Genomic DNA, 23,823 nt, shown 5'->3' on the forward strand with positions numbered 1-23,823 from the left:
AGTTTAAATATAAAAAAATCTAGACAAGGGTTAGGTCTAGACTTTTTGTACATTATTTAAATTTGAAAGGTTTTTATTTGAAAAAATTATTTTTATTTATTATATCTAATTTTAGGTCGTTAATTTATTTTGCTTGTACTATTTTGAAATACTTGTGGTGGTAAAGTATTATTTTTAACTTTAAAAAATCAAACAACGAAACCTAATAAGACTAACCCAACCTTTGGGGCTGGTTTTAGGAAACGATTAATTTTTCGAATAATTTTTTTATCGTATTGACAATTATGTTCCTCGTTTATTAAAACAACTTCTGTTTGTTTAATAGTATTTTCTTGGTGAATGGAATTAGTTAAAATATAGGCATAATCAAATTCGGTGTCATTTTCATATTTATTACGTAGGGGATTAAAGGTTCCAGGAATAAAAAAACTTAATGAAAATTTAATTTTTTTAATGATATGTCTTAAAAATTTATTCATTATTCTTCACCTCTTATTTATTAGTAATATGATAACATAAAAAAATAATATTGCTATTTTTTTTTCATTTTTTTTAAATAAAAAATAGAGGTATTATATTGATTTTACATTAGTCTGAAGTCTTTTTATGGATACCATACTTATTTTTTTATCATAATCAATATAGCTCATTTTCAATTATTAATATTATTTAGTATGATTTTGATCACCCTTAAGGCTAAAATATTTGACCTTAAAGGTTACAATTGTATAATAAAAATGTACATATTCATAAAAAATACGCATAAATTACTAATAATGATTAAACTATATAATTAACGTTGACTTATCTTTTTAACAATAAGAAAAGAGGGTATGGTATTAAACCGGCAATAACATATGCATTAATTAAATATATAGGAATTGTAAAAATTCCTGGTGTTGGTTGAGTGGCTGGTGCCTTAGCGGGAACGTTTGCTACAAGTGTTGCTGGGATTATTGGTGCTAGTCAATTATGAAATTATCCAAATGGGATGGTCATGGCTTTTACGGGGACTATATATTCTGGTCGATGGTATCAATAATAATTGTATCTGATGTCATATCATTAAATATTTAGGAGTGTAAGTGTTATGAAAAATAAAATTGTACTTAATTCAAATTTAAAATGATTATTAATTATTACTACTTTAAGTACATTAATATTTATTATGCTTACAGTAATTTTAATTATGGTAAATATTATTTTTAAGGGTTTAAACAATGTTAGAAAATTTGATTATAAGTGATATTGGAAATTAGCATTATATTTTATTGTATCTTGTGGATTACTTTTTGTTATAATGTATACTATTTTATTAATCAATTTAATATTATTAACTAATTCACTTAAAAAAAATAATAATGTTATCCCTTCCAAAAATGAAAATATTTTAAAAATAATTAATTTTATTATTATTTCATTTACTTTTTTTCTCATACTTTTTATTGAAACCAATATATAGAACAAAGCAATATATTAAAGTTAAAAAATAAAAATTGTTTTATTATATCTTTTAAATTAACAATATTTACATTATTAATATCAATAATATTTATGATTATTACCATAAACTTTTCTTTCTCATATAAATTAGTGCCGTTAATTTTCCTTGCAATTTTAATTGGATTCACAATAATAAAGTTATTAGTTTTAATTCTAGTTAGTTATTATGCTAGAAAAAATAATAACAATAAATTTATGCTATTTTTAATAAATAAAGGTAAGTATATTGGATAGGTTAAGATAAATTGGACAACAATAATGTAGAGTAAATATTTATAATTAAATTACAATGGAGGTGTAATTATGGCAAAGAATCATTATACCGATGAATTTAAGCAACAAATTGTTGGTCTTTACAAAATGGGTCAAACTCCTGAACAATTAGCCAATGATTACCAAATTGGTAAATCTACTGTTTGGAAATGAGCTCACCAATTTAGTAACTCGGACTCATTTAAAGCTAAAGACAATAGAACGCCAGAAGAAAACGAATTAATTCAATTACGTAAAAAAGTTAAACAATTAGAAATGGAAAATGACATTTTAAAGCAAGCAACACTGATAATCGGCAAAAAATAGCAATCATTAAAAATAACAAAGCAAAATATCCAATTATTAATTTATGTAAAACATTGAAATTGGCTAGATCAACATATTACTATCAATTAAAAGCAAATAATCCCAAGAATAATCAAAACATTGATAATGCTGTTATCAGTATTTTTCTAAAAAGTCGTAAAAATTATGGAACAAGAAAAATTAAAATCATGCTAGCTCAGCAAAATATTATATTATCTCGTGTAAAGATTAGTAAAATAATGAGAAAAAATAACTTAATTTCAAATTATACAAAAATCAAATACAAACATTCAAATACAAGCAATGTTACATATAAATATAATAATTTATTAAATCAAGAATTTAATAATTATAAACTACATGAAGTTGTTGTCAGTGATTTAACATATGTTTTTATTAATAATAAATGATATTATGTTTGCTTTCTAATTGATTTATTTAATCGTGAAATTATTAGTTATGATGTTTAGTTTACACAAAAATGCAAAATTAGTTAAAAATACCTTTAATAAACTTAACTTTACATTAAATGATATTAAAATATTTCACACTGATCAAGGTAGTGAATTTAACAACAATCTTATTTATAACTTTTTAACTAAAAATAACATTCAAAAGTCTTACAGTAAACCAGGTTGTCCTTATGACAATGCTGTTGCGGAATCAACATACAAAATTTTAAAACTGAATTTATTAAAAATAATAAATTTAAAAACATTGAGCAGTTTAAATTAAAATTATTTGATTACATTAATTGGTACAATAATATTCGAATTCATAGCAAACTAAATTATTTAACACCAGTAAAATACAGAAATTATTACTCTACATAAAATTTGTCCAAAAAACCCTTGCCATTCCAATATATTTTTAGATCCCTGATGAAATAACAAATATTATAATTAAATTTATATAAGATAGAATATATCTTTTTTTGTTTAGTGGTGTAAAGAAATTGTGGAAACTAATAATTAGTTTATTTTGAATAAATTTTTTTGGTTCTATACCATAATTCTTTAGTTCTCTTTACTTTTTTATTTTAATTCTTTAATTTTGTCGAAAACTCTTGATATTTATAGAATATATCTAATTTTAGGTATATTTTTAATATATAGAGGTAAATAATTGATGGAAAAAATAATTACAGAATTAAAAAACAGTTTTACAGATGATCAATTTTTAGAATTTGCTGAAAAAATAAAAAAAGAAGCAGAAGTAATCAAAAAACAAAAACGTTTAAATGAAATTGATCAAAAATTTAGAGATAAAGGCATTATATGTCCTGATTGTAAATCTTATCATTGTGTTAAAAATGGTCATAATCCCGAAGGAAAACAAAAATATTTATGTAAAAAATGTCGTGCTAGTTTTGATGCTTTTCGTCATCATTTTACTTATTGAAGTCATTTAAATTATGAACAGTGAAATTTATTAATTCAAATTTCATTATTAGGACAATCTAGTAAAATAATTTCCCGTTTTATTAAAACAACACCAAAAACTGCTTGATATAATCGTCAAAAATTAATGCAATCAAAACAATTAGAAAATACTCAATTAAAATTTAAAAAATTAAATGGTCAAATCCAAATTGATGAAACTTTTATTAAAGAAATCCATAAAGGTAATTTTAAAGATAAATTTGATAAACGAAAAACTCATCTTGATCCATTTTCAACTAATACCAAATGCTGTATTCAAATGGTAGTTGATAGCAATAATAATATTTTTGTTCAATCCACCAATACCAAACGATTACAAAAACAATGAATTATTGAAAATATGAATAAGCAATTAATTAAAGAAAAATCAATAATTATTTCTGACATGCAACCATTATATTTATTAGTAGCAAAACAAACAAATTCTACTCTATATTCTACCAAAACTAGTACAAACCCTGATAATAGTTATCGAAAGTTAAATAAGATTAGTAAATTACAATCGAGTCTTAAAGAAGCCTTAATTCATTATCATGGTTTGGGTTTCACTAATATTCAAAATTATTTAAATCTATGAAAATGAAAATACCAACATAAAGGTTTAACACCAAAACAACAATCAACGGTATTATATTTTAACGTTTAAAAAATTTAAAGCAAAATCATGATCTTAAACAAAATTATTTTTCAAATTGTCATATTGATGATTTTTTTATTTCATCAAGAGTTTTCGACAAAATTAAAGTTTTAATTTATATATTATTAATTTATAAAGTTATTTATTTTTACCTTAACAGCGTTGTTCAAAATGTATATCGTTTTTACATATTTTTTTATTTTTTCCGATGATTTTATTTTGAAATAAGGTAAGATTTAAGTATACAAAAATAGAAAACAGGGTGAAAATTGATGGAACAATATCTTAAATTGGCACGGTTTATTTTAGACTATGGACAACAAAAAGATGATCGAACAAATACAGGGACAGTGTCTCATTTTGGTTATCAAATGCGTTTTAATTTAGCACAAGGTTTTCCATTATTAACAACAAAAAAAGTCCATTTTAAATCCGTTGTTTATGAACTATTGTGATTTATTAAAGGTGATACGAATATTAAATATTTAGTGGATAATAATGTTCGAATTTGGAATGAATGGCCATATGAAAAATATAAAGCATCACCACAGTATCAGAATGAGACATTAACTGAATTTGTCGATAAAATTAGAGCTGATGCTAAGTTTGCTGCTGCTTTTGGTGACTTAGGACCTGTATATGGTAAACAATGACGAAATTTTAATGGTGTTGATCAATTGACTAATCTATTAAATAATTTAAAAACAAATCCATTTTCACGCCGTCATATTATTAGTGCTTGAAATCCAGCTGAATTGCAGGAAATGGCATTACCGCCATGTCATACTTTGATGCAATTTTATGTCTCAAAAGATAATAAATTAAGTTGTCAATTATATCAACGAAGTGCTGATATTTTTCTGGGAGTTCCTTTTAATATTGCAAGTTATTCATTATTAACCTTTTTAATTGCCCAAGTTTCAGGCTTAAAAGTTGGTGATTTTGTTTATACTTTAGGGGATTGTCATATCTATACGAATCACTTTGCCCAAATTAAAGAACAATTAACAAGAACACCACGAAAATTACCAACATTAAAACTAAATCCAGCAATTAATTCTTTATTTGATTTTACATATGAGGATATTAGTCTTCTAAATTATGATCCAGCTCCATTGATTAAAGGAACTGTTGCGGTCTAATGATTAAGCTATTATGAGCAATGGATGAAAATAATCTAATTGGAAATGATAATCGTTTACCATGACATTTAAAAGCGGAGTTACAACATTTTAAAACAACAACAATTGGACAAACAATTTTATTTGGTCGATTAACTTATGAAGGGATTGGAACACCATTACCAAATCGTAAAACACTAGTTTTAACAACACAGCAAAATTATGTTGTTAATCATCCTGATGTTAAAATAGTGAATGATTTAAAGGGGATTATTAGTTTTTATCAAAAAAATCTAACAGAGGATATTTATATTTGTGGGGGCAAAAAAATTTATGAAGCAACCTTGCCTTATGCGGATGAATTAATTATTAGTTACATAAAAGGAATATATGTTGGAGATACTTATTTTCCAACATTTGATTTAACAGAATTTACTTTAATTAAATCAATTAAATTTGAACAATTTGTAATAAAATATTATAAAAGAAAGGAACATAATTAAGATGTTAAATATTTGAAAGATTATTCTTACATGACCACGATTTTTACGAACAATTACGAAAGCAAAAAGTATTACCAAAAAAAATAAACGAGACCCAAATATTATTTCTGAAGAATATCGGTACCATTGATTACAAAAACGAGCACGTTATATGTTATGAGTAAATGATGTGAAAATAATTGTCCATGATCGCGATAATTGAATTGATAAGGGGTGTTTGATGGTGGCAAATCATCAGTCAAATGCTGACCCAGGTTTATTGTATGTTTTAAATGACTTTAATAAAACAGCACCGTGTGCTTTTATTGCGAAAAAAGAATTAGCAAATAATAAAGCATTTAAAAACTTTTTAACATTAATTGATGTTTTATTTTTAGACCGTAATAATCCACGCCAAGCTATAGAAATAATTAAAGAAGCAAATGATTTAATTCGTGTGCCAAGAACAATGGTTGTTTTTCCTGAAGGAACACGTAGTCATAGTCAAGAAATGGGAGAATTTCATGCTGGTACTTTTAAGATTGCACAAAAAGCACACGCTCCAATTATTCCTGTTTCTATCGTTAATTCGTATCAAATTTTTAATAAAGAATATAAAAAAAGAGGCAAAAAATATGTTCATATTGTTTTTCATAAACCAATTAAACCGGACACTTTTATGACAAAATCAACAGAATTAATTGCGAATAATGTTAAGCAAATTATTCAAAAAGGAATTGATCAGTATCGTGATGTTGATCATAAAAAAGCTTATTTAGAATATAAAGCCTCATTAAAGAAAAAAAATATGTAAAGTAAAAGGAATTAGAAATGATGAATATTTTAACTTTAATTAACAAAAAGAAATATGGTCATGAGTTAACCCGTGAAGAAATTAATTTTATTGTTGATGGTTATACAACGGGGGTAATTCCAGATTACCAAATGGCGGCTTTTTTAATGGCGGTTTATTTCCAAACAATGTCTATTTCGGAAATTTCGTTTTTAACCGAAGCAATGCTTAATTCGGGGGAAATTTATGATTTATCAGCAATTTCTGGTTTTAAGGTTGATAAGCACTCTTCTGGTGGTGTTGGTGATAAAGTTAGTTTAATCTATGCGCCGTTAGTAGCTGCTTTTGGATTAAAAGTTGCCAAAATGTCCGGGCGTGGTTTGGGGCAAACTGGTGGTACAATTGATAAATTAGAAAGTATTCCTGGCTTTAGAGTTGAAATTTCTTTTGCTGAATTTGTTAAAATTATTAATCAAACAAATTTATCAATTATGGCCCAATCACATAATATTGTTCCCGCAGATAAGAAAATTTATGCCCTACGAGATGCTACGGCCATTGTTGATTCTTTACCATTAGTTGCTGCAAGTGTGATGTGTAAAAAGATTGCGACAGGAAGTGATGGGATTGTTTTAGATGTTAAGTGTGGAAATGGCGCTTTTATGAAAACAATTTCTGAAGCTCGAAAATTGGCTCAAATTATGGTGGAATTAGGGATTAAATTTAATAAGAAAATTGACGCGGAAATTACTAATATGTCGGAACCATTAGGACGAACAATTGGTAATGCAATTGAAGTTTATGAAGCGTTACAAACATTAAAAGGACAAGGGCCAGCAGATTTAACTTATATTGTTTGTGAATCAGCGGCTTTAAGTTTATATCAAGCCGGTTTATTTCCTGATTTGGATTCTGCAATTACTGCTTGTCAGGAAAAATTACAAACCGATGAACCATTAAATTATTTTCGTAGTTTCATTAAAGCCCAGGGTGGGGATTTAACTTTTATTGATAATGATTTGCCGTTAAAGGATATTTTGAAGGTAAAAAATATTATTGAAATTAAAGCAAAACAAGATGGCTATATGGCAATTACTGATACAAATGAATTAGGGTTATTAGCTGTCCGTTTAGGTGCTGGTCGCACAACGAAAGATGAACAAATTGATTATCATGCTGGAATATATTTGAATAAGAAGACAGGTGAAAAAGTTGCTATTGGGGATGTTGTTATGACGCTATATACTAATCGTTATGTGACGGAACCAATTTATGAATGAGTAGAACAAACTTTTAAAATTGTGTCAATAAAACCACGTGAGCAAGAATTAATTTATGAAATAATTCAATAAAAAGTGATTTTAAATTAATCACTTTTTTTCTTGTAATATCTTTAATTTTTTCAAAATATCGTTATTATTAATTAAGAGAATAAAAATAGGAGAAAAAAAATGTTAAATTTGCCGCGTTATGAAGTAAAACTTGATAATTTTTCAGGCCCATTGGATTTATTATTGCACTTAGTTAAAGAAAAAGAGATGAATCTCTTTGATATTAAATTAACAGAAATTACAAATCAATTTTTAGATTATATTCATCAAATGGAACAATTAAACATTGAAATTGCTTCAGAATATTTAACTATGGCAAGTTATTTAATTGAAACAAAAACAAAGTTGGTACTGCCAAAAGAAGAAGTTGAAATTGATGATAATTATGAAAATGATTCACATGCTGAGTTAATTAATCGTTTGTTAGAATACAAGAAAATTAAGGAAGTCAGTCAATATTTCAAACATCAGCATCAAGAAGGGATTCAATATTTGTCAAAACCACGGACAATTATTAAGGGAAATTTTCTGAAAGAAGAAGAACTGCCATTATCACCAAAAATTAATATTGATAAATTAACAAATAGTTTTTTAAAAATGTTAGAACGAATTAATGCAACAAAACCATTAGAATCAAATGTTGTTATTGCGGAAATTTCACCAGAAGAAATGGCAGAGCGCATTATGTTTTTTTTAATGAATGAAGACAAAGAATGATTATTAGAAGATTTATTAGGTCATTTTGAATTATCAATACAAATTTTTGTGGCTTGTTTTATTGCTTTATTAGATTTAGCCCGTCATCAAAAGATTGAAATTGAGCAATACCAACATTTAGAAGCAATTTATATTCGAAAATATGGAAAGAAAGAAAGGAATTAGATTTGAATGAACTTAAATGAAAAAATAGCCTTATTAGAAGGTTTATTATTTATTAGTGGTGATGAAGGAATTAGTTTAAAAGACATTGCTCATATTCTTGAAATTTCAGAGGTTGAGGGGAATGAATTGTTAATAAACTTAAAAACAGAATATCAGACAAATACTATGCGGGGATTAACAATTACAATATTTGCTGATAAGTATCGCTTAACAACTAAAAAAGAATACTATAGTTTTTATTTAAAATTAGCAAATAATAAGATTGAAGCGCGTTTATCACAAGCAGCATTAGAAACATTGGCGATTATTGCTTATCGTGGGCCAATTAGTAAACCAGAAATTGAAGAATTAAGAGGGGTTAATTCAGATAATGTGATTCAAAAATTGCGGGCTCGTGAGTTAATTGATGAAGCAGGAAAAAGTGAATTACCAGGGAAACCAATGACCTATCAAATTACGAATGAATTTTTAAAAGTTTTTAACTTAGCTTCTTTAGCTGATCTGCCACAAATTAAAGAAACAATTACTGAGAATAACCAGGAGTTATTTAAATAATGGAACGATTACAAAAGATTATTGCGGCAAGAGGTTATTGTTCACGTCGGAAAGCAGAAGAGTTAATTGTTCAAGGTCGAGTTAAAGTCAATAATATTGTTGTGACTACTTTAGGAACAAAAGTTAGCAAAGGTGATCAAGTCCATATTGATAATAAAATTCTAATTGATAAAAATAATGAAAAAATTTATTTAATGTTAAATAAACCACGAAATTGTGTTTCAACAATGTATGACCCGCAGCATCGAAAAACAGTTTTAAATTACGTTAAGGATGTATCACAACGAATTTATCCTGTTGGGCGTTTAGATTATGATACTAGTGGTTTGTTACTATTGACTAATGATGGGGAATTTACTAATATTATTACACACCCAAGTCATATTATTAATAAGACATATCATGTTTTAGTTTCTGGCTGTCTTGTAAAAAATCAATTGCAACAATTAGCAATGGGAGTAGAAATTGAACCAGGAATTATTACAAGTCATGCTCAAGCAAAATTAATAAAATATCAAGAAGATAAAGATGTTTCAATTCTATTATTAACAATTCATGAAGGCAGAAAACACCAAGTTAAGAAAATGATTCAAGCTATTGGACATGAAGTTCTTAAATTAAAACGCATTGCTATTGGTTTCTTACAATTAGACGAAGAATTAAAACCCGGCGAATGACGTTATTTAAAACCAAAAGAAATTAAACGTTTTTTTGGTATGGCATCACAATTAAAAATAAAATAAAGGAGTGAAAGAACAATGCGAATTACATTAGCTGGCGTTGTTGGAGTTGGGAAATCAACGGTTAGTAAAATGCTAGGAGAAAAACATCAATATATGGTAATGGATGAACCAGTTGAGGAAAATCCATACTTAGATCAATATTATGCCGATCCCAAAGATATGGCTTTTAAAATGCAAGTATACATGATAATGGCTCGGAGCAAACAATTAAAACAAGCAAAAATAACATCAAATATTATTTTTGATCGAAGTATTTTAGAAGACCCAATTTTTGTTGATGTTTTATACGAATTGGGATATATGAATAATACTGACTATAAGGTTTATAAAGAATTCTATGATGTTGTTGTATTACAAAGTTTATACTTAGATGAAAACATAAAACCAGAATTAGTAGTTTATCTACGAGTTGATCCCGAAATAGCAATACAACGAATTAATAAAAGAGGCCGCGCAAGTGAACAAAATGTGGGTAGTGCTTATTGAACATTATTAAATCGGAAATATGAAGAATGATACGAGCGTGTTAAGGATAAATTTAATTTTTTAGTGATTGATGCAAATGATAAGACACCCGAAGAAATTGTGGCAATTATTTCTGAAAAGCTAAAAGATTAATGCTAATTTAAAAGTAATAAAAAATACTATTAAAATTAATAGTATTTTTTTAAACTTGACCTAGATTTTTTTCTTTTCAAATTTGCATTACTGCATCTTTGCCTTTTGTTTCTAAAATGTTTTTATATTCTAAAAAGCGTTCTTGACATTCTTTAATTTCTTTTAAAGCTTGATCGATACCACTTCAGCCATTAATCTTAACTTCTTTTTTTTGCAATGCTTTATATTGCAAGAAGAAATTTTCAATTTCATTCCGTAAATGTTGAGGAATATCTTCTAGCGTTTGAATATGATTAAAACGAGGATCATCAGCAACTACTGCCATTAATTTAGTATCAATTTCACCATTATCAATCATATTAATTGTTCCTAAAATGCGAATATTAATTTGGCATCCAGGAATTGTTGGATAAGTAATTAATGAAATTACATCTAAGGGATCACCATCTCAATCTAAAGTATTTTCAAGAAAACCATATTCACCCGGATAAAAATTAGCACCATATAAAACACGATCTAACATAATTCGCCCCGTTTTAGCATCATATTCATATTTATTACTACTTCCTTTGGGGATTTCTACAACCATTGGTACAACATTATTTTTAGGCATTATTATTCTTCCTTTCCCTAGTTTCTTAATTATTAATATAACATTATAGAATGAATTTATAAAGTAAATAATCTTTTTTTCTTTAATTTTGTCGAAAACTCTTGATATTTATAGAATATATCTAATTTTAGGTATATTTTTAATATATAGAGGTAAATAATTGATGGAAAAAATAATTACAGAATTAAAAAACAGTTTTACAGATGATCAATTTTTAGAATTTGCTGAAAAAATAAAAAAAGAAGCAGAAGTAATCAAAAAACAAAAACGTTTAAATGAAATTGATCAAAAATTTAGAGATAAAGGCATTATATGTCCTGATTGTAAATCTTATCATTGTGTTAAAAATGGTCATAATCCCGAAGGAAAACAAAAATATTTATGTAAAAAATGTCGTGCTAGTTTTGATGCTTTTCGTCATCATTTTACTTATTGAAGTCATTTAAATTATGAACAGTGAAATTTATTAATTCAAATTTCATTATTAGGACAATCTAGTAAAATAATTTCCCGTTTTATTAAAACAACACCAAAAACTGCTTGATATAATCGTCAAAAATTAATGCAATCAAAACAATTAGAAAATACTCAATTAAAATTTAAAAAATTAAATGGTCAAATCCAAATTGATGAAACTTTTATTAAAGAAATCCATAAAGGTAATTTTAAAGATAAATTTGATAAACGAAAAACTCATCTTGATCCATTTTCAACTAATACCAAATGCTGTATTCAAATGGTAGTTGATAGCAATAATAATATTTTTGTTCAATCCACCAATACCAAACGATTACAAAAACAATGAATTATTGAAAATATGAATAAGCAATTAATTAAAGAAAAATCAATAATTATTTCTGACATGCAACCATTATATTTATTAGTAGCAAAACAAACAAATTCTACTCTATATTCTACCAAAACTAGTACAAACCCTGATACTAGTTATCGAAAGTTAAATAAGATTAGTAAATTACAATCCAGTCTTAAAGAAGCCTTAATTCATTATCATGGTTTGGGTTTCACTAATATTCAAAATTATTTAAATCTATGAAAATGAAAATACCAACATAAAGGTTTAACACCAAAACAACAATCAACGGTATTATATTTTAATGTTTAAAAAATTTAAAGCAAAATCATAATCTTACACAAAATTAGTTTTCAAATCATCATGGAATGGCAAGGGTTTTTTGGACAAATTTTATGTAGAGTAATAATTTCTGTATTTTACTGGTGTTAAATAATTTAGTTTGCTATGAATTCGAATATTATTGTACCAATTAATGTAATCAAATAATTTTAATTTAAACTGCTCAATGTTTTTAAATTTATTATTTTTAATAAATTCAGTTTTAAAAATTTTGTATGTTGATTCCGCAACAGCATTGTCATAAGGACAACCTGGTTTACTGTAAGACTTTTGAATGTTATTTTTAGTTAAAAAGTTATAAATAAGATTGTTGTTAAATTCACTACCTTGATCAGTGTGAAATATTTTAATATCATTTAATGTAAAGTTAAGTTTATTAAAGGTATTTTTAACTAATTTTGCATTTTTGTGTAAACTAACATCATAACTAATAATTTCACGATTAAATAAATCAATTAGAAAGCAAACATAATATCATTTATTATTAATAAAAACATATGTTAAATCACTGACAACAACTTCATGTAGTTTATAATTATTAAATTCTTGATTTAATAAATTATTATATTTATATGTAACATTGCTTGTATTTGAATGTTTGTATTTGAATGTTTGTATTTGATTTTTGTATAATTTGAAATTAAGTTATATTTTCTCATTATTTTACTAATCTTTACACGAGATAATATAATATTTTGCTGAGCTAGCATGATTTTAATTTTTCTTGTTCCATAATTTTTACGACTTTTTAGAAAAATACTGATAACAGCATTATCAATGTTTTGATTATTCTTGGGATTATTTGCTTTTAATTGATAGTAATATGTTGATCTAGCCAATTTCAATGTTTTACATAAATTAATAATTGGATATTTTGCTTTGTTATTTTTAATGATTGCTATTTTTTGCCGATTATCAGTGTTGCTTGCTTTAAAATGTCATTTTCCATTTCTAATTGTTTAACTTTTTTACGTAATTGAATTAATTCGTTTTCTTCTGGCGTTCTATTGTCTTTAGCTTTAAATGAGTCCGAGTTACTAAATTGGTGAGCTCATTTCCAAACAGTAGATTTACCAATTTGGTAATCATTGGCTAATTGTTCAGGAGTTTGACCCATTTTGTAAAGACCAACAATTTGTTGCTTAAATTCATCGGTATAATGATTCTTTGCCATAATTACACCTCCATTGTAATTTAATTATAAATATTTACTCTACATTATTGTTGTCCAATTTATCTTAACCTATCCATGCCTTCTGTAATTGCAATATTGGGAGGAATTCTAATATTGATATTCATGCCTGATACTCCACAATCTAAGGGATTACCTAGCATAGAAGCTACAAGTAAAATTAAAAAATATACTGGTAAGGAAATAATAGTCGAAGAATCAACAAAGGGATATAAATATTATTTTTTTAAATATGTATTATTTAATAAATGAATATGAATTATTGCTAGTGCTAATTTTTTTATTTATGTATTAAGAAATGGAATCTCAGATTGAATGCTAAAGTTTTTGAGTGATGAACATGATTTCAAACTAAAACAAGAGGGAAAATGAATTTGATCACTATATGAATGAGGAGCAATTCCCGGAACGATTATAATTGGATTTACAGCTAATCGTTATTTTAAAGGAAAGTTAACACCGTTGATGATTGTTGCAATATTAATAACAATATGTGCAATTGTTGGAATTTGATTAGCACCTTATAAAAATATTTCTATTTTAGCTGCTATGTTTGCAATTGCCGGATTCTTTATTTATGGTCCAGTTGCTTTTATTGGAATGCAAGCAATGGATTTTTCTCATAAAAAAGTTGTTGGAACTGCAGCAGGTTTAACTGGTATTTTTGGATATTTAGGTGATACTATTGGTTCAAAAATAATAATTGGATATGGAACTAATAATATTGGTAATAATTATAATGCTACATTTATTTTTTTAATTATTTGTGGAATTAGTGCTTGTTTATTATTAGCTTTCGTGTGGGGAAAATCTTATACTTTATATAAAACAAATAAATAATTATAGTTAAATTAATTTTATTTAAAACAATAGAAAGCGATCTTATTTTATTTAAGGTTTGGTATATTTGCGAAAATCAGTTATAATTAATTAAGGTGATAAAATGCAAACAAAAGGAAAATCATTATTTTATTTAGATACCAAAAGAGTTGCCGCGATGGCAATTGTGGTAGCTTTATATATATTATTGTCATGATTAAGTAAACTATTAAACTTACAAGTTTTTCCTGTTGCGGCATTTTTAAAAATTGAATTTACAGATTTTTTAGTCTTATTAGCTGTTCGTCTGTTTGGAATTATCTATGCTAGTCTTTTGACAATTAGTGTTAGTTGATTACGAATGGCCTATTTAGGGGATGGCCCAATTGATGCTTTTGCACTAATGCTTGCTGATTTGATTTTTTTAATTGTATTTTGAATAGGTGATGTTTTTATTCATAAAGCAGTGAATCATTTTGCTAAGAATAATACTTCAAAAAAGATGGATTATTTAATAACAATAGGTAATGTTATTTTAGCCACTATCGCGGTTTCATTTTTAATGACATTGTTTAATCAATTATTTATTTATGATATGTATGCGCGTTTCTTAAATTATTCACCAGAAGCAATTCAATGATTTAAGAGTATTTTGGTACCAGTGTTTATTCCGTTTAATTTATTAAAATTTACAATTAATAGTGTAATCTTTATTGCAATTTATCGTGCTATTGTTCATTTAGAAAAAAACTTTACTGTTATAGTACAAGTCAAACCAAAATTAAAACAACCATTTTATGATTTTGATATTACTGATGAAATTTATTTTTAAAAGGACAATTATTTTATTGAAAATAATCTTTAATATATGTTATTATTTTTATGGTATGCCCACGTAGCTCAGTAGGATAGAGCATGCGCCTTCTAAGCGTAGGGTCGTGAGTTCGAATCTCTCCGTGGGCGCCATTTAAATTGCAATAAATAAAGCCTTATTTAAAATTTTAAATAAGGCTTTTTTTATTTAAAATTGTTATAATAATAGCAAGGATAAGGAATATCAGGAGGAAGTATTAAATGCAAGAACCATTAAATTATTATGATGAATTAATTAGTGAAATCAATGAATTAATTAATAATAATGATTATAATGAAGCACTGATAAAAATTAATGCGGAGTTAACAATGCCATATATTCCTCAAGATATTGAAAAGTTATTAAAAACATTATTGCAAGAAGTTAATGCCAAAATTGGGGAACAACATTCAAATATTAATTCAGTTTGGTCATTATCAAAAATTAGTGATATCTTAAACAATCCAACGGATGAAGAAACACAATTATTAGCTTTTCAGTATTTAAAAGATCAAAATCTTCGCAAGATCTTACCAATAATTCGTAAATATTTTATCAATAAAAAAGTCTCAAATTTTGCCAAGATTTATTTATTATATTTATTAAAAGATCAAGAAATTACGGAAATCTTTCAAGTTCAGAAAACAAATGGTATTTTTAAATTAAATCCGCAAGAAATTATTCCTTATCAAGAACATCCCCAAGTAAAATTAGTTATGCAATTACTTGATCAATGAGTATATAATGATAATCCTAGTTTGTATCACACTTGTTTGTACTTGTTAGAAACATATTATTATGATTTATATCCATATTTTATTGTAAACAATGAAATACAGGCATTAGCGGTGGCTATTATTTATCAGAGTCAAATAATGTATAATGAAAAAGTTACTATTGAGGGGATAGCAGATCAATTTAATGTTGCCATAACAACAGTCCAAAAATATTTATTATATTTAACTAATAAAAGGATTTAATTTAAATTTCGCAAGAAATTAGTTAAAAATGAAATAAAAATAATAAAAACCTTTAATTTTGTCGAAAACTCTTGATGAAATAAAAAAATCATCAATATGACAATTTGAAAAATAATTTTGTTTAAGATCATGATTTTGCTTTAAATTTTTTAAACGTTAAAATATAATACCGTTGATTGTTGTTTTGGTGTTAAACCTTTATGTTGGTATTTTCATTTTCATAGATTTAAATAATTTTGAATATTAGTGAAACCCAAACCATGATAATGAATTAAGGCTTCTTTAAGACTCGATTGTAATTTACTAATCTTATTTAACTTTCGATAACTAGTATCAGGGTTTGTACTAGTTTTGGTAGAATATAGAGTAGAATTTGTTTGTTTTGCTACTAATAAATATAATGGTTGCATGTCAGAAATAATTATTGATTTTTCTTTAATTAATTGCTTATTCATATTTTCAATAATTCATTGTTTTTGTAATCGTTTGGTATTGGTGGATTGAACAAAAATATTATTATTGCTATCAACTACCATTTGAATACAGCATTTGGTATTAGTTGAAAATGGATCAAGATGAGTTTTTCGTTTATCAAATTTATCTTTAAAATTACCTTTATGGATTTCTTTAATAAAAGTTTCATCAATTTGGATTTGACCATTTAATTTTTTAAATTTTAATTGAGTATTTTCTAATTGTTTTGATTGCATTAATTTTTGACGATTATATCAAGCAGTTTTTGGTGTTGTTTTAATAAAACGGGAAATTATTTTACTAGATTGTCCTAATAATGAAATTTGAATTAATAAATTTCACTGTTCATAATTTAAATGACTTCAATAAGTAAAATGATGACGAAAAGCATCAAAACTAGCACGACATTTTTTACATAAATATTTTTGTTTTCCTTCGGGATTATGACCATTTTTAACACAATGATAAGATTTACAATCAGGACATATAATGCCTTTATCTCTAAATTTTTGATCAATTTCATTTAAACGTTTTTGTTTTTTGATTACTTCTGCTTCTTTTTTTATTTTTTCAGCAAATTCTAAAAATTGATCATCTGTAAAACTGTTTTTTAATTCTGTAATTATTTTTTCCATCAATTATTTACCTCTATATATTAAAAATATACCTAAAATTAGATATATTCTATAAATATCAAGAGTTTTCGACAAAATTAAAGATAAAAACAGTATTTTCCATAATTCTTTTTGTTATAATATTTTATGTGAAAATAGTTAGGTAAGGAGTAATATATGAAATTTAAAGCAGAAAAAATTCAAGATAAAGGAATTGGAAAATGATATGTAACTATTGAAGGTTCAGAATGAACCGATTATATTAAAAAAGCAGAGGCAAAAGCTGCCAATGCATTAGAAATTCCAGGTTTTCGAAAAGGAAAAGTTCCCGCGGATTTATTAAAGAAACATTTAACAGAGGCAAAGATTTTAGATGCCGCTCATCAATTAGTTGTTAATAAAGCTTATAAATTTGCTTTTGACCAAAAATCAGAAATTGAGCCATTTTCTTCACCAGCCCCAAGAGTAAAAAAAATTAGTAAGACAGAATATATTTTAGAATTAGAATTCGATTTAAAACCAGAAGTTAAAATTAACAAATATACTGGGTTTAAAAATGAAAATTTAAAAAAAGCAGAAATTGTAGTTAAGCCAGCAGATATTAAAGATAATATTGATCAATTACGTAATCGCTTTGCAATTTTTAAACCAAAAACAGCAGCAATTGAAAAAGGGGATACAGTTATTTTTGACTTTGAAGGGTTTGTTGATGATAAACCATTTAAAGGTGGTAAAGCGACAGATTTTACTTTAGAAATTGGTAGTGGTCAATTTATTCCTGGTTTTGAAGAGGCAATGATTGGTTTTAAAACAGGTGATCATAAAGATATCAATGTTACCTTTCCAGCTGATTATCAAGTTGAAGAATTGCGATCAGCTTCCGCTGTTTTTAAGTTAAATATTAAAGAAGTAAAAGCAAAAGAATTACCAGAATTAAATGATGAGTTGGCAAAGGATATTAATTTAAAAGGAATTGATACCTTAGCTAAATTAGAAAAACATGTTAAAAATAATATTCAAGAACAATTATTAAAACAAGAATATGATCATTTTATTGGTAATTTATTCCGTTTAATTGCGGAGGATTCAAAAATTGCATTGCCAGAATCAGTTATTCGAAAAGAAGCAAATCAATTAAAACATGAATTTGAACAAAAATTACAAGGGCAACAAATTGATATGAAAACTTATAAAAAAAGAACAGGAATGACAGAAGAGGAAATTTTTGAGGAATTATTCAAAGATGCTAAAAACCGTTTAGAAAATGGTGTTATTGTTGATGCTGTTGTTCAAGCGGAAAAAATAGTTGCAAATGATGCTGAATGTGAAGCCCAATATGAAAAGTTGGGAAAACAATTTGGAATTGATGGTAAAACCTTAAAAGAAACAAAATTAGTATCAGAACAACAAGTAAAAGAGCAGGTTATTCATGATAAAGTATTTGCTTTTCTATATCAAAATAATGGTGAGTAAAAGAAAAAACTAACAATTATTTGTTAGTTTTATTTTATTAGGGGAAGATATTCGCCATAACCCGCAGTTACCATTTCTGATAGCGGGATAAAACGCAATGCTGCTGAATTAATACAATAACGTAAACCGCCACTAGATTGGGGGCCATCAGTAAAAACATGCCCTAAATGAATATTAGTTTGTTTAGTGCGAACTTCTGTTCGTGACATTCCTAAGGAATGATCTGATTTTTCTTGTAATAAGGTTTTTGTAATTGGTTTAGTAAAACTGGGTCAACCACAACCGGCATTATATTGATCAGAAGAAACAAATAATGGTTCGCCTGATAAAATATCAACATAAATTCCTTTTTCGTGATTATTTCAGTATTTATTTTGAAAAGGTGGTTCAGCTCCACCATGCTGGGTTACTTCATATTCTAAAGGAGTTAAGTCCTTAATTTCTAATGTTGATCAAGGTTTTTTCATATAAAGTCTCCTTTCTTTTGCTAAGACAATTTTATCATTGTTATAACTAAAATTTTTAACATTTGGAGTTTTTAAATATATAATAATAAAATAATAATAATTTATATAAATTAGCACTTATCTATTGCAAGTGCTAATTTATTTGTTATAATCTTGTTATAATTCAATTTATATTACGATATTTATTCAAATGTGATAAGATATTGTCAATATAAAAGTGAAGTAAAAATAGGAGGTCTTTTGAAATGGATTCAAAAACAACAAAATTAAAAGCTCTACCAGTTTTAGTAACACGGGGGAGTTACATTTTTCCAGGTTTTGAACAGGTATTAGAAGTAGGAAGAGATAAATCAATTTTAGCGGTTAATACAGCGAACAAAGATTTTGATAATCACATTGTTTTAGTTAGTCAAAAGAAACCATTAGAAGATGATCCAAAATTATCAGAAATTTATCGGATTGGAATTTTGGCAGAATTAAAAATTCGAAAAGTATGAGAAGATGGTAGTTTAACTGTTAACTTTAAGGCAGTTGATCGAGTAAAAATTTTAGATTTACGAGAAGGTGATTCTTATACTGCTGATATTGATATTTTAAAATCAGTTGTTAAATCAGAAGATAAAATTGCCGAAAAAATTACTGCTAATATTAAAGAATTAATGGAATTACAAGATATTTTACCAGAAGATTTATTGGATCAAATTGGTGATTCAGTTGATGGCAATGAAGTTGTTGATACAATTGCCCAATTTTTACCATTTATTCCGGTTGCCAAAAAACAAGAGATTTTAGAACAATTAGATGTCGAAAAAAGATTACAAATTATTTTTGATCATTTAGTTAATAAACAACAAGTCAATGATATTGATAATAAAATTAGTAAGAAAATTAAAGAACGTGTTGATGAACAGCAACGCGAATATTACTTACGTGAAAAGTTAAAAGCCATTAAAGATGAATTAGGTGAATTTGATGATGCTGCGGATGAAATGAAAACATATAAGGAACGCTTAGCAAAAGAACCATTTCCTAAAAATATTAAAGAGCGTATTGAACAAGAAATTACGCGTTATGAGGCATTACCGCAAGCATCAAGTGAGTCAAACATTATTCGAACTTATATTGATTGAATGATGCAACTTCCATGATGAGAAAAAACGGAAGATAAAAATGATTTAAAATTTGCCCAAAAAGTATTAGATAAATATCATTTTGGTTTAGATAAAGTTAAAGAACGGATTATTGAATACTTAGCAGTAAAGACAATGACAAATTCTTTAAAAGGGCAAATTATTTGTTTAGTTGGTCCGCCCGGGGTTGGGAAAACTAGTTTGGCAAAATCAATTGCCGAAGCAACTGGCCGTAATTTTGTTAAAATGGCTTTGGGTGGTGTTAAAGATGAATCAGAAATTCGTGGTCATCGTAAAACATATATTGGGGCAATGCCAGGCCGAATTATTCAATCAATGAAACGCGCTAAAACAATCAATCCTTTATTTTTATTAGATGAAATTGATAAAATGGCTTCTGATTATCGTGGTGATCCCGCAAGTGCAATGTTAGAAGTTTTAGATCCTGAACAAAATGCTACATTTTCTGATCATTATTTAGAAGAAAATTATGATTTAGGGAATGTGATGTTTATTGCAACAGCAAACTATTACGATAATATTCCAGAAGCATTAATTGATCGAATGGAAATTATTCAGTTATCATCATATACTGAATTGGAAAAATTCCATATTGCAAAAGATTATTTAGTACCAAAAGTATTAAGCAACAATGGTTTGGCAGATGGCCAATTGATTATTACAGATGATGCAATTAATGAAATAATTAAGCATTATACACGTGAAGCGGGGGTCCGCCAGTTAGAACGGGACTTAAATGCGATTGCACGGAAATTTATTGTTAAATTTTTAAATAAAACAATGGTTAATTTAACAGTAACGGCCAAAATAGTTAATGAATTATTACGAAAACGCCGATTTGAACATACTGAAAAAGAAAAGGAATCACAAGTTGGTGTTGTTACAGGTTTAGCATATACCCAATTTGGGGGCGACATTTTGCCAATTGAAGTTAATAGTTTTCTGGGAAAAGGTTCATTAGTCTTAACTGGAAAATTAGGTGATGTAATGAAAGAGTCAGCTTCAATTGCCTTGGATTATGTGAAAGCAAATTCAGACAAATTCGGTATTAGTGCAAAATTCTTTGAAACCCATGATATTCATATTCACGTGCCAGAAGGCGCAGTTCCAAAAGATGGACCATCAGCAGGAATTACTTTAACAACAGCAATTATTAGTGCCTTAAGTAATCGTCCTGTTTCAAAAGATATTGGGATGACGGGAGAAATTACTTTACGTGGTCAAGTTTTACCAATTGGGGGATTACGTGAAAAATCAATATCAGCTAATCGTAGTGGGTTAAAAACAATTTTAATTCCACATAAAAATATTAAAGATATTGATGATATTCCAAAAGAAGTTCAAGAAACTTTGAAAATTATTCCTGTTGGTACTTATGATGAAGTCTTTAATAATGTCTTTGGTACTAATTAAAATTTAAAACAAAAATAGATTAGGAAAAGCAATTAAAATTGCTTTTTTTGTTTTGTTTGTTTAATTATTGAATGTAAAAAATAGAACGGTTTTTTGGTACAAATATTATATTTATTTATAAAAATAATAAATTACTTTAATGATAAGATTTAAAGGTAAAAGTATAAGAAAAATAAAAAAATAGTTTTGTAATAAAAACTAATTTTTACTTTAATTATTTTAATGATATTAATATAAAGGAGTATCAAATATGAAATTTTTATTTTCTGAAATTTGCATCAAATGCCGACAAAGACTGAAGCAGCAACTTATTCCATTAATCCAAAAAGAAACTAAACTGGCATTAGAAGATGTTGTTTTCATAAAAATTAAAATGGATAGTAGTATTAATGAAAAGTATGATGCTATTCGGCCATTGATTCTTTTTAATTGCAATAATTTAATGTTTGGTATTTTTAGTAAAAAAAAGTTTGCCGCTGATTTAGTTAGTAAGATGCCCAATTATAAATATCAAAATAATATCTTATATGTTTCAGGTAATTTTATTCGAAATTTTCACATGAAATATTCGAGGAATATTAAAGATGGTATCAACCATAAATTTGGAAGCTGTACATCAGTTGATTTAAAAACAGATGTTAATCAAAAACCAGTAACATATGATTTATTATTACAAGATCAAGTTGTTAAAGCGCAACCATTGTCTGGACCAGGACAAAAATTTTCAGTAGTTCAACAACCGCTAAATGTTAATGCTTCTAATAAAAAACCAAAATCAATTGAGGATAATAATTCTATTCAACCTTTTTTAAAAAATGAGAATGCATTAATAACTTTGCCAATTGTTAAGACGAAGACATTATCAAATAATTTCTTATGAAAATTAAATCCTGCTAATTGAAATTGAAACTTATTAATTGGTAAAATTCGCCTGTGAATATTAATTGTTATTTTATTTTCTATTATCTTAATTATTACGATAGTTAGTGTCCTTTGCGCCAAATTAATTACTCCGAATAGCCTCTTTGAGGGTATTCAAATTTTACAATTAAGTAAATCGGGAATTGATAGTTTAAATATTTTGCCTAGTGGTGATTTATATCTTTCACAAGATAATGGACAATTATATTATACTAATGATCAAAATATTTCGGATAATTTAAAAATTCTTGGCTCAATTCCTGAGCAAGTTAGACATATGAGTATGAATCAACAGGGGCAATGATATGTTGGTACCAGCAGTGGCAATATTTATCAAGGCCAAAAGCACAGTAAACCGTCATTTATTGCAAACTGTAAAAATTATAATGGGAATAGTATTGCTATTGACTCACAAAATAATTGATATTTTGTTGATACTAATAGTAATATTAACTTAGGAACGATTGATAATAATGCGGAAATTATTATTAAAAAAATAGCAGTGATTCCAGACGCTAGTAATCTTATTAAATATGGTGATAATAATTTTTTAGTAACAACTACTAGTGGTGAAATTTATCGTTTATGTAAAACTATTGACAACAATTATCGAACTGATTTTTTAACAAAACTTAGTGCGCCAATTTTTTCCTTAGTTGTTGAAAATAATTGAACTTGAATTGCTTTAACAAAAGATAATAAACTATGAACAGGAAATATTGCTGAAGTTGGTAATATTAATGCGAAATTATTAGTAACTTTTTCAACTGTTGTTAATATGATGACTCTTAATTTAGCAACATCAGAAATAATTGTTAGTTCTCTTGCAGGAACTATTTATAAGATTGGGAAGACTGGTGAACTTACTAAATTAGTTGACTTAAAGCAAAAGATATCCGTATTAGGAGCAGATTTTAATTGTAATTTATGATATGCTGGTACTTTTGACGGTAAGGTTTATGAAGGCACCATTTAAATAATTTAAGGGTAAAGATAATTTATTTATCGGCGGGG

General features: G+C 26.6%; 28 protein-coding genes and 1 tRNA gene. 22 read left to right on the forward strand and 7 right to left on the reverse strand.

Going from position 1 to position 23,823, the window contains the following annotated elements:
* Positions 1-119 precede the first annotated feature (119 nt).
* Positions 120-479 carry a hypothetical protein gene (locus ACQH24_RS02660; protein ID WP_425380477.1) on the reverse strand — a complete coding sequence of 120 codons (360 nt, stop codon included), beginning with the start codon at positions 477-479 and terminating at the stop codon, positions 120-122.
* 320 nt (positions 480-799) lie between these two features.
* On the opposite strand from ACQH24_RS02660, the gene ACQH24_RS02665 reads away from it, so the two are divergent.
* From ACQH24_RS02665 to ACQH24_RS02730, 14 genes are all read left to right on the forward strand, one after another.
* Positions 800-1,042, forward strand: a complete 243-nt coding sequence (locus tag ACQH24_RS02665; RefSeq protein ID WP_425380478.1) for a hypothetical protein — start codon at positions 800-802, stop codon at positions 1,040-1,042.
* A gap of 764 nt (positions 1,043-1,806) precedes the next feature.
* Positions 1,807-2,082, forward strand: a complete 276-nt coding sequence (locus ACQH24_RS02670) for a transposase (protein WP_425379385.1) — start codon at positions 1,807-1,809, stop codon at positions 2,080-2,082.
* A 59-nt stretch (positions 2,083-2,141) separates the two neighbouring features.
* Positions 2,142-2,552 carry an IS3 family transposase gene (locus ACQH24_RS02675; RefSeq protein WP_425380479.1) on the forward strand — a complete coding sequence of 137 codons (411 nt, stop codon included), beginning with the start codon at positions 2,142-2,144 and terminating at the stop codon, positions 2,550-2,552.
* Complete coding sequence (locus ACQH24_RS02680) at positions 2,545-2,817, forward strand: hypothetical protein (RefSeq protein ID WP_425380714.1); 273 nt, start codon at positions 2,545-2,547, stop codon at positions 2,815-2,817. Before ACQH24_RS02675 ends, ACQH24_RS02680 begins: the two co-directional genes overlap by 8 nt.
* Complete coding sequence (locus tag ACQH24_RS02685; protein ID WP_425380685.1) at positions 2,814-2,915, forward strand: IS3 family transposase; 102 nt, start codon at positions 2,814-2,816, stop codon at positions 2,913-2,915. Before ACQH24_RS02680 ends, ACQH24_RS02685 begins: the two co-directional genes overlap by 4 nt.
* A gap of 295 nt (positions 2,916-3,210) precedes the next feature.
* The gene (locus ACQH24_RS02690) at positions 3,211-4,170 is read left to right on the forward strand and encodes a transposase (protein ID WP_425380480.1); all 960 of its coding nucleotides are present in this window, start codon (positions 3,211-3,213) and stop codon (positions 4,168-4,170) included.
* Positions 4,171-4,433: 263 nt separating this feature from the next.
* Entirely contained in the window at positions 4,434-5,303 is an 870-nt protein-coding gene (thyA, locus tag ACQH24_RS02695; protein WP_425380481.1) for a thymidylate synthase, read from the forward strand.
* The gene (locus ACQH24_RS02700; RefSeq protein ID WP_425380482.1) at positions 5,303-5,785 is read left to right on the forward strand and encodes a dihydrofolate reductase; all 483 of its coding nucleotides are present in this window, start codon (positions 5,303-5,305) and stop codon (positions 5,783-5,785) included. The genes thyA and ACQH24_RS02700 overlap by 1 nt, the downstream gene beginning before the upstream one ends.
* A gap of 1 nt (position 5,786) precedes the next feature.
* Entirely contained in the window at positions 5,787-6,578 is a 792-nt protein-coding gene (locus tag ACQH24_RS02705) for a lysophospholipid acyltransferase family protein (RefSeq protein ID WP_425380483.1), read from the forward strand.
* A gap of 20 nt (positions 6,579-6,598) precedes the next feature.
* Positions 6,599-7,909 carry a thymidine phosphorylase gene (locus tag ACQH24_RS02710; protein ID WP_425380686.1) on the forward strand — a complete coding sequence of 437 codons (1,311 nt, stop codon included), beginning with the start codon at positions 6,599-6,601 and terminating at the stop codon, positions 7,907-7,909.
* A 99-nt stretch (positions 7,910-8,008) separates the two neighbouring features.
* Entirely contained in the window at positions 8,009-8,770 is a 762-nt protein-coding gene (locus tag ACQH24_RS02715) for a segregation/condensation protein A (protein ID WP_425380484.1), read from the forward strand.
* A 6-nt stretch (positions 8,771-8,776) separates the two neighbouring features.
* Entirely contained in the window at positions 8,777-9,325 is a 549-nt protein-coding gene (gene scpB / locus ACQH24_RS02720; protein ID WP_425380485.1) for an SMC-Scp complex subunit ScpB, read from the forward strand.
* Positions 9,325-10,068 (forward strand): pseudouridine synthase, encoded by a 744-nt coding sequence (locus ACQH24_RS02725; protein WP_425380486.1) that lies wholly within the window; start codon positions 9,325-9,327, stop codon positions 10,066-10,068. Before scpB ends, ACQH24_RS02725 begins: the two co-directional genes overlap by 1 nt.
* Positions 10,069-10,083: 15 nt before the next feature.
* On the forward strand, positions 10,084-10,686 hold the full coding sequence (locus ACQH24_RS02730; protein WP_425380487.1) for a deoxynucleoside kinase: 603 nt from the start codon (positions 10,084-10,086) through the stop codon (positions 10,684-10,686).
* Between the two features lie 49 nt (positions 10,687-10,735).
* Here the strand turns inward: ACQH24_RS02730 and ACQH24_RS02735 are convergent, their stop codons facing one another.
* Complete coding sequence (locus ACQH24_RS02735) at positions 10,736-11,299, reverse strand: inorganic diphosphatase (RefSeq protein WP_425380488.1); 564 nt, start codon at positions 11,297-11,299, stop codon at positions 10,736-10,738.
* A gap of 163 nt (positions 11,300-11,462) precedes the next feature.
* Here ACQH24_RS02735 and ACQH24_RS02740 point away from each other — a divergent pair, with 163 nt between their 5' ends.
* Positions 11,463-12,422: a transposase gene (locus ACQH24_RS02740; protein WP_425379371.1), complete on the forward strand. Its 960-nt coding sequence runs from the start codon at positions 11,463-11,465 to the stop codon at positions 12,420-12,422.
* 81 nt (positions 12,423-12,503) lie between these two features.
* Here ACQH24_RS02740 and ACQH24_RS02745 read toward each other — a convergent pair whose 3' ends face one another.
* From ACQH24_RS02745 to ACQH24_RS02755, 3 genes are read right to left on the reverse strand one after another with little or no spacing between them, the layout of a single operon-like run.
* A complete protein-coding gene (locus ACQH24_RS02745) occupies positions 12,504-13,085 on the reverse strand; it encodes an IS3 family transposase (RefSeq protein ID WP_425380687.1) in 582 nt (193 codons plus the stop codon).
* Positions 13,004-13,291: an IS3 family transposase gene (locus ACQH24_RS02750; protein ID WP_425379601.1), complete on the reverse strand. Its 288-nt coding sequence runs from the start codon at positions 13,289-13,291 to the stop codon at positions 13,004-13,006. The genes ACQH24_RS02745 and ACQH24_RS02750 overlap by 82 nt, the downstream gene beginning before the upstream one ends.
* Positions 13,292-13,350: 59 nt before the next feature.
* Entirely contained in the window at positions 13,351-13,626 is a 276-nt protein-coding gene (locus tag ACQH24_RS02755; RefSeq protein ID WP_425379385.1) for a transposase, read from the reverse strand.
* Positions 13,627-13,740: 114 nt separating this feature from the next.
* On the opposite strand from ACQH24_RS02755, the gene ACQH24_RS02760 reads away from it, so the two are divergent.
* The 4 genes from ACQH24_RS02760 to ACQH24_RS02775 all read left to right on the forward strand — a co-directional run bounded on the left by ACQH24_RS02760 (position 13,741) and on the right by ACQH24_RS02775 (position 16,296).
* Positions 13,741-14,484 (forward strand): MFS transporter, encoded by a 744-nt coding sequence (locus ACQH24_RS02760; protein ID WP_425380489.1) that lies wholly within the window; start codon positions 13,741-13,743, stop codon positions 14,482-14,484.
* A 103-nt stretch (positions 14,485-14,587) separates the two neighbouring features.
* A complete protein-coding gene (locus tag ACQH24_RS02765; protein ID WP_425380490.1) occupies positions 14,588-15,295 on the forward strand; it encodes an ECF transporter S component in 708 nt (235 codons plus the stop codon).
* Positions 15,296-15,352: 57 nt separating this feature from the next.
* Positions 15,353-15,429: transfer RNA gene (locus tag ACQH24_RS02770), tRNA-Arg, on the forward strand.
* Between the two features lie 108 nt (positions 15,430-15,537).
* On the forward strand, positions 15,538-16,296 hold the full coding sequence (locus ACQH24_RS02775; protein ID WP_425380491.1) for a DUF3196 family protein: 759 nt from the start codon (positions 15,538-15,540) through the stop codon (positions 16,294-16,296).
* Positions 16,297-16,445: 149 nt separating this feature from the next.
* Here the strand turns inward: ACQH24_RS02775 and ACQH24_RS02780 are convergent, their stop codons facing one another.
* Positions 16,446-17,405 (reverse strand): transposase, encoded by a 960-nt coding sequence (locus tag ACQH24_RS02780; RefSeq protein ID WP_425379371.1) that lies wholly within the window; start codon positions 17,403-17,405, stop codon positions 16,446-16,448.
* A 156-nt stretch (positions 17,406-17,561) separates the two neighbouring features.
* On the opposite strand from ACQH24_RS02780, the gene tig reads away from it, so the two are divergent.
* Entirely contained in the window at positions 17,562-18,857 is a 1,296-nt protein-coding gene (tig, locus tag ACQH24_RS02785; protein ID WP_425380492.1) for a trigger factor, read from the forward strand.
* 29 nt (positions 18,858-18,886) lie between these two features.
* Here the strand turns inward: tig and msrB are convergent, their stop codons facing one another.
* Entirely contained in the window at positions 18,887-19,324 is a 438-nt protein-coding gene (msrB, locus tag ACQH24_RS02790) for a peptide-methionine (R)-S-oxide reductase MsrB (RefSeq protein ID WP_425380493.1), read from the reverse strand.
* A 245-nt stretch (positions 19,325-19,569) separates the two neighbouring features.
* Between msrB and lon the strand changes: the two genes are divergently transcribed.
* Positions 19,570-21,888: an endopeptidase La gene (lon, locus tag ACQH24_RS02795; RefSeq protein WP_425380494.1), complete on the forward strand. Its 2,319-nt coding sequence runs from the start codon at positions 19,570-19,572 to the stop codon at positions 21,886-21,888.
* Between the two features lie 250 nt (positions 21,889-22,138).
* Positions 22,139-23,785, forward strand: coding sequence for a hypothetical protein (locus tag ACQH24_RS02800; protein ID WP_425380495.1), 1,647 nt, complete (start codon positions 22,139-22,141; stop codon positions 23,783-23,785).
* Positions 23,786-23,823: the final 38 nt, after the last annotated feature.

The sequence above is a fragment of the Spiroplasma endosymbiont of Stenodema calcarata genome (assembly GCF_964031205.1).
GTDB lineage: Bacteria > Bacillota_I > Bacilli_A > Mycoplasmatales > Mycoplasmataceae > Spiroplasma.